Annotated in this window: 4 protein-coding genes and 2 pseudogenes; 1 reads left to right on the top strand and 5 read right to left on the bottom strand. The window is 71.1% G+C overall.

The window, feature by feature from the left end:
- The 4 genes and pseudogenes from I0C86_RS13485 to lpdA form a co-directional block, all read right to left on the bottom strand.
- Positions 1-334, bottom strand: a pseudogene (locus I0C86_RS13485) (hypothetical protein); the annotation flags it as partial.
- 357 nt (positions 335-691) lie between these two features.
- On the bottom strand, positions 692-1594 hold the full coding sequence (locus I0C86_RS13480) for a TIGR01777 family oxidoreductase (protein ID WP_196201587.1): 903 nt from the start codon (positions 1592-1594) through the stop codon (positions 692-694).
- Positions 1595-1714: 120 nt separating this feature from the next.
- On the bottom strand, positions 1715-3580 hold the full coding sequence (sucB, locus tag I0C86_RS13475; RefSeq protein WP_196201586.1) for a 2-oxoglutarate dehydrogenase, E2 component, dihydrolipoamide succinyltransferase: 1866 nt from the start codon (positions 3578-3580) through the stop codon (positions 1715-1717).
- 71 nt (positions 3581-3651) lie between these two features.
- Positions 3652-5040, bottom strand: coding sequence for a dihydrolipoyl dehydrogenase (lpdA, locus tag I0C86_RS13470; RefSeq protein ID WP_196201585.1), 1389 nt, complete (start codon positions 5038-5040; stop codon positions 3652-3654).
- Positions 5041-5325: 285 nt separating this feature from the next.
- On the opposite strand from lpdA, the gene I0C86_RS13465 reads away from it, so the two are divergent.
- Positions 5326-5649 carry a hypothetical protein gene (locus I0C86_RS13465; RefSeq protein ID WP_196201584.1) on the top strand — a complete coding sequence of 108 codons (324 nt, stop codon included), beginning with the start codon at positions 5326-5328 and terminating at the stop codon, positions 5647-5649.
- A gap of 71 nt (positions 5650-5720) precedes the next feature.
- Here the strand turns inward: I0C86_RS13465 and I0C86_RS13460 are convergent.
- Positions 5721-6923: pseudogene (locus I0C86_RS13460) on the bottom strand (leucyl aminopeptidase); the annotation flags it as partial.
- Positions 6924-6976 lie beyond the last annotated feature (53 nt).

The following is a 6976-nucleotide window of genomic DNA, read 5'->3' as shown; positions in this document are numbered from 1 at the left end:
GGGTCGGCAGCCAGCCGGGGATCGGGCCGCCGCCGGTGACCGGAAGATGGCCACCCGACGGCGTCGGGCCAGGCGTCGGTGGCTGTGTGGGTGGCTGCGTTGGTGGCTGTGTCGGTGTCGCGGGTACCACCCGGAAGACGACGTTGCCGGAGTGCGTGTCCGCGGGCGTCGGGGCGGCGGCCTGGCTCGTCGCCGCACCACCGGCGGGCCCTCCGGCCGCGAGTACCGGCGCGCCAGCGATCGCCAGGCCGCTGAGCAGGACGACGCCGGCGGAGGCTCTCCGGCGTGCACGGGTCGGGGTGTCCAGGCTGCCGGTCCGGTCCTGCGCGGTCATCGATCCTCCAGCCTGGCGGCGCCGCCGTGCGGCGCGGATCACCTTCCGGGCCGGGATCGACCGGTCGTGGCGATCCGGGGTACCGGCATTATGTCCGGTACAGAAGGTGAAATTACCTTTGCATGTTTTCTCGTTTTCGTTGGTTGTTTGGGATACGAAGCGGGTCAGCTCACCGAACGCCGGTGCGCTCCACGATGCCGCTGCTCAGGGTCAGCCGTGCGGTCCAGGTGCCGGCCACCAGAGGCTGGTTGACCAGCACGCCGACCTGGCCACGTCGGCCCGGAAAGATCTGAATTACTCCAAAAATATTCGCCTTTGGGTTGCCGGGTGAGCTGCCGGCTCGCGGCCGGGTCCGGCCTATCCGGTAGCCAGAGCCGCCCGCAGGGCGCTGGCCAGGTCCGGATGCGCGAACCGGAACCCCGCCCGGTTCAGCACGCCGGGCAGCACCCGAAGGCTGCGCAGCGCCTCGGTCGACATCTCACCGAGCAGAATCCGGAGCGCGACTCCGGGCACCGGCATCACGGTGGGCCGGTGCAGCGCGCGGCCGAGCGTCCCGGTGAACTCGGCGTTGGTCACCGGTGCCGGACCGACGATGTTGACCGGCCCGGCGATGTCGTCACGGGTCAGCAGGAAGGACATCGCGGCCAGCCAGTCCGCCATCGAGATCCAGGGGATCCACTGCCGACCATTGCCGAACTTGCCCGCGATACCGAGCCGGTACGGCAGAAGCTGAGGCTTGAGGAAGCCGTCCGCGCGGTCGAGCGGCAGGCCGGTGCGCAGCCGTACCACCCGGATGCCGGCCTGCTCGGCGGGAGCGGTCGCCGCCTCCCAGACCCGGCACAGGTCGGCCATGAACCCGTCACCGGCCGGCGCGCCCTCCTCGACCGGTCGGTCGCCGGTGTCGCCGTACCAGCCGATCGCCGAGCCGTTGAGCAGGACGCGAGGGCGTTCCGGTGCCGGCAGCCCGGCGATCGCCCTGGCCAGGGTGGCGGTGGTGTCGACCCGGCTGCTCCGCAACACCTCCTTGAAACCGGCGTCCCAGCGCCGGTCACCGATGTTCGCGCCCGCCAGGTTGACCACCGCCGTGACCTCGGCCAGCGAGGCCGGGTCGAGTTGGTCGGCACCCGGGTCCCACTGGACCTCGTCCGCTGCGCGGGCGGGCCGTCGGACCAGCCGGACCACCTCGTGGCCCTCCGCCCGGAGCAGATCCGTCAGACGGGTACCGAGAAAGCCGGACGCGCCGGCTACCAGGATGCGCATTCCGGTATCTTCGCCCAGACCGGTGGCGCCGGCCACATCGGCTCGCTGCCGACCAGGCTCCCAGATGGGCTCAGGGGCGCCCGGCCACCGGCCGAACGCCCCTGGAGAGGTCCCGTTGGATCAGGACAGCCCGAGTTCGGCCTCGAACTGGCCGCCCTCCAACCGCTCCTTGATCGCCGTCAGGAACCGCGCGGCGTCGGCGCCGTCGACCAGTCGGTGGTCGTAGGAGAGTGCCAGGTAGATCATCGAGCGCGGCACGATCACCTCACCGAGCTGCGGATCGTTGATCACCATCGGGCGCTTCACCACCGCGCCGGTGCCGAGCATCGCCGACTGCGGCGCGGGCACGATCGGGGTGTCGAACAGGGCCCCCCGGCTGCCGGTGTTGGTCAACGTGAAGGTGGCACCCGCGATCTCGTCCGGGCTGATCTTGTTGGTACGCGTCCGCTCGGCGAGATCGGCGACCCGTCGGGCCAGTCCGGCCAGGTTCAGATCCCCGGCGTTGTGGATGACCGGCACCATCAGACCGCGCTCGGTGTCCACGGCGATGCCCAGGTGCTCCGCCTCCGGGTAGGTGATCGTGCCGGCGTCAAGGTCCATCCGGGCGTTGACCACCGGGTACGTCTGCAGCGCCTCCACCGCGGCCAGCGCGAAGAACGGCAGGAACGACAGCTTCACCCCGTGCCGCTGCAGGAAGCCGTCCTTGGCCTTGGCCCGCAGCTTCGCCACCTTCGTGACGTCCACCTCGACCACGGTGGTGAGCTGCGCCGACTCGTGCAGCGACTCCTGCATCCGCTTCGCGATGACGGAACGGATCCGGGTCATCTTCTGGGTGCTGCCACGCAACGGACTCGGCTGTGCCTTCGCAGCCGGCTCGGCGGGTGCGGCGGCCTGCGGCGCGGGCTGGGCGGCCTTGGCGCGCTCCGCCTTGGCCCGCTCCGCCGCTGCCAGCACGTCCTGCTTGCGGATCCGGCCACCGACGCCGCTGCCGGAGAGGGTGGACAGGTCGACGCCCTGCTCGCCCGCGAGCTTGCGGACCAGCGGGGTGACGTACCCGGCGCCGTTCTCACTGCCGGCCTGCCCGGCGGCCGGCGCGGGTGCCGACGCCTGTGCGGGTGCCGGTGTGGCGGCCTGCTCGGTCCGGACCGGCTGGTCGGAGCGCTCGGTCTCCGGCGCCGGAGCCTGGTACGACGCCCCGGCCTGTGCCTGTGCTGCCGGTCGTGCCTGTGCCTGTGCCGGTGCTGCCGGCTTCTCCGGTTCGGCAGCGGCGGCCGGGGCCGACTTCTCCGGCTCGGCCTGCTCGGCCTGCTTGGCCGGTGCGCCGCCAGCGGCCCCGATCACCGCCAGATCGGCGCCGACCGGGGCGGTCTCGTCCTGCCCGACCCGGATCTCCAGCAGCGTTCCGGCGACCGGGGAGGGAATCTCGGTGTCCACCTTGTCGGTGGAGACCTCCACCAGCGGCTCGTCGGCCTCGACGGTGTCGCCGATCTCCTTGAGCCAGCGGGTGACCGTGCCCTCGGTGACGCTCTCGCCCAGCGCCGGCATCTTGAGCACCGTGCCACCGTCACCGTCCGAGGCGGTCTGCGCCGCCACGGTCTCCGGCTCGGCCTGCTCCTGCTGGCCGCTCGACGCGGGGGTCTCGGCCGGCGGCGCGGTCTCGGCCGGAGCGGCCTGTTCCTGCTCCGCCACGGCCGGTTCGGCCTCGGCCTGCTCCGGCTGCGCCGGGGCGGTCTCGCCGGTCGACTCGCCTTCGCCGTCGATCACCGCCAGTTCGCTGCCGACCTCGGCGGTCTCGTCCTCGCTCACCACGATCCGGGCCAGCACACCGGCGGCCGGGGAGGGGATCTCGGTGTCGACCTTGTCGGTGGAAACCTCGAGCAGGGGCTCGTCGACCTCGACCCGGTCGCCCTCCTGCTTCAGCCACCGGGTGACGGTGCCCTCAGTGACGCTCTCGCCCAACCGGGGCATGGTGACCGATACCGGCATCTTTCAAGACTCCTTCGTGGCCTCTGCGATCCTGCCCCCGGTCGCCACCGGGTGCCGCGGAAAATCTGTGGTCAGGCGTGGGCGTGCAGCGGCTTGCCGGCCAGGGCCAGGTGGGCCTCGCCGAGCGCCTCGCTCTGGGTGGGGTGGGCGTGGATGAGCTGCGCCACCTCGGCCGGGTAAGCCTCCCAGTTGAAGATGAGCTGCGCCTCGCCGACCAGCTCGCCGACCCGGGCACCGACCATGTGTACGCCGACGACCGGGCCGTCGACGACCCGGACGAGCTTGACGAAACCGGCGGTCTTGAGGATCTGGCTCTTGCCGTTGCCACCGAGGTTGTAGTTGTACGTCTTGATCTTGTCGGCGCCGTACTGCTCCTTCGCCCGGGCTTCGGTGAGCCCGACGGAGGCCAGCTCCGGGTCGGAGTAGGTGACCCGGGGAATGCCGTTCTCGTCGATCACGGCCGGGTTGCGCCCGGCGATCTCCTCGGCCACGAAGATGCCCTGCTGGAAGCCCCGGTGCGCGAGCTGGAGGCCGGGCACGATGTCGCCGACCGCGTAGACGTTCGGTACGCCGGTACGCAGACGCTCGTCGGTCAGTACGAAGCCACGGTCGATCTTGACGCCCTGCTCCTCGTACCCGAGGTCGGCGGTGACGGGGCCACGACCGACCGCGACGAGCAGCAACTCGGCCTCGAAGGTGTCGCCGCCCTCGATGGTGACCTTGACGCCCGACTCGGTGTGCTCCACCTTCTCGAAACGCTTGCCGGTCTTGAAGGTGATGCCGCGCTTGCGGAAAGCCCGCTCCAACGCCTTCGAGGACTCCTCGTCCTCGGCAGCCACCAGCCGGGGCAGCGCCTCGATGATCGTCACGTCGACCCCGAAGGAACGCCAGACGCTGGCGAACTCGACGCCGATGACGCCGCCGCCGAGCACGATCGCCGAGGCCGGCACGCGGTCGAGGGTCAGCGCGTGGTCACTGGTGATCACCCGCTCGCCGTCGATCTCCAGGCCGGGGAGGGTGCGCGCGTACGAGCCGGTCGCCAGGATGACGTTGCGGCCGGTGTACCGGGCCCCGTCGACCTCGACCGTGTTCGGGCCGACCAGCTTGCCGGCGCCCTCCACCACGGTGATCTTGGCGCTCTTGATCATGCCCTGCAGGCCCTTGTAGAGCCGGGCGATCACGCCGTCCTTGTACGCGTTGACGCCGGACATGTCGATGCCGACCAGCTCGGCCTTGATGCCGAACTGCTCGGAGTCGCGGGTCTGGTCGGCGATCTCGGCCGCGTGCAGCAGCGCCTTCGTGGGGATGCAGCCGTTGTGCAGGCAGGTGCCGCCCAGCTTGCCCTTCTCGATCAGCGCTACGGACAGATCCAGCTGCACGGCGCGCAGCGCCGCCGCGTACCCGCCGCTGCCACCTCCGAGAATGACGACATCGAAGGTCTCGCCGTTCGGCTCGCTCACAGTTAACTCCCAGGTCGCGTCGCTGCTACGAGGGTGATGCCGGTCAACCGGGCATACCACCGCCCCCGGTCGACGCCTTTCGGCCGGAGGGGCGTGGACTTTACCCGAACTACCAGTTCGGATCGGGGAGAGCCCACCTCGGCCATCTTGTCACTTGTGGAAGCGGGCCGCGTACCGAGGTGCCCAAGGACACGTCGCGGTGCCCAAGGACACGGTGTCGGGACGTACGCTTGCCGGAGTCGCCAGTTACCGGCGGGACGCGTGTGGCGGGGAGGAGACGATCCGGTGGCCTGGTTTCGCCGACGGAAGAAGGCGGTTGTCACGGCGGGCGATCGTCCGGCCAGCCGTGCGGATCTCGACCATCTCGAACAGTTTGTCAGATCGAAGCGGGGTGTCGAGGCGTTCATCGAACCCCGGACGACCGTGACCGAGACCACGGTGATGTTGATCGCGCACGACGGTGAGTGGACCCGGCGCCGGATCGACGGCCCGGACGGCGCCCGACGGTTCGCCCACCGGATGGCGATCCCCGTCTACGACGTCCGACTGATGGGGTACCCGCAGCGGATGCGCGACTTCAACGAGCGCCGCAAGCGGTCGGCCACCTGACGCGCCGATCCAGGAACGGGCACCCGCCGGTCCGGCGCCGGATGGCGCCGGACCGGCGGGGATGACCGGGTTCAGCCGTTGGCGGCGATATCTTCGACGAGTTCCAGCAGGGTACGGACCGGAACCCCGGTGCCACCCTTGGCCCAGTAGCCGGTCGGCTCGCCGGAGTGGTAGCTCGGGCCGGCGATGTCGATGTGCGCCCACGACACGTCGTCGGTGACGAACTCGCGCAGGAACACGCCGCCCTGGAGCATGTGCCCGGCCCGGTCCATCGACGCGTTGACCTGAGAGATGTCCGCGACGTCCGAGTCCATCCCCTTGCGGACGTCGTCCGGCAGCGGCATCGGCCAGGTCGGCTCGCCGGTGGCGTCGCCAGCGGTCTGCACCCGCAGGCAGAGTTCGGTCGTACCCATCACCCCGGCCACCCGCTTGCCCAGGGAGACCACCTGGCCGCCGGTGAGCGTGGACGTCTCGAACAGGTAGTCGCAGCCGTCCTCGCACGCCCGGGCCATCGCGTCGCCGAGCACCATCCGGCCCTCGGCGTCGGTGTTGAGCACCTCGACCCGCTTGCCGTTGTACATCGTCACCACGTCGCCCGGCCGGTACGCGGTGGCCGAGGGCATGTTCTCGGCCATCGGCAGGTACGCCGTCACCGCTACCGCCGGCCGCAGCTCGGCGATGGCCAGCATCGTGGCGGCGACCGCCGCCGCCCCCGCCATGTCGGACTTCATCTCCCACATGCCCTGGGCCGGCTTGATCGAGACACCGCCGGTGTCGAAGGTGATGCCCTTGCCGACCAGCGCGACCCGCTTGGCCGGTTTGTCCGAGCCGGCGCCGGCCGGGTCGTAGGAGAGCTTCACCAGCCGGGGCGGTGCCGACGAGCCCAGTCCGACGGCCAGGATGCCGCCGTAGCCCCCGTCCGCCAGCGCGTGCTCGTCGAGCACCTCCACGCCGAGGCCGGCCTCCCGGGCCGCCGCCGCGACCGAGTCGGCGAACGACGGCGGGCGCAGCTCGTTCGGCGCGGTGTTCACCCAGTTCCGGGTCTGGCCGACCGACCGGGCCACCACCGTGGCCCGAGCGATCTCCGCCAGGGCGCGCTCGTCACCGGCGTCCGGCACGTGCACCGCGACCGAGGTCACCGGCGGGCGCCGGGTCGGCTGCGGGCGGGTCTTGTAGCCGGCGAACCGGTACGCGCCGAGCAGCGCGCCCTCGGCGGTGGCCCGCAGCACGGCCGGCGCGTCCTCGTCGTCCGGCACCGGAAGGGTCAGCGCGACCACTGTCTCTCATACACATCTCCGAGCCCACGAGACCGGAGCCTATCTCGTAT

Origin of the sequence: Plantactinospora alkalitolerans (genome assembly GCF_015690345.1) — a bacterium.
Taxonomy (GTDB): Bacteria; Actinomycetota; Actinomycetes; order Mycobacteriales; family Micromonosporaceae; genus Plantactinospora; species Plantactinospora alkalitolerans.
The sequence above is the reverse complement of the archived record's forward strand: the minus strand, read 5'-3'. Positions and strand labels throughout refer to the sequence as shown.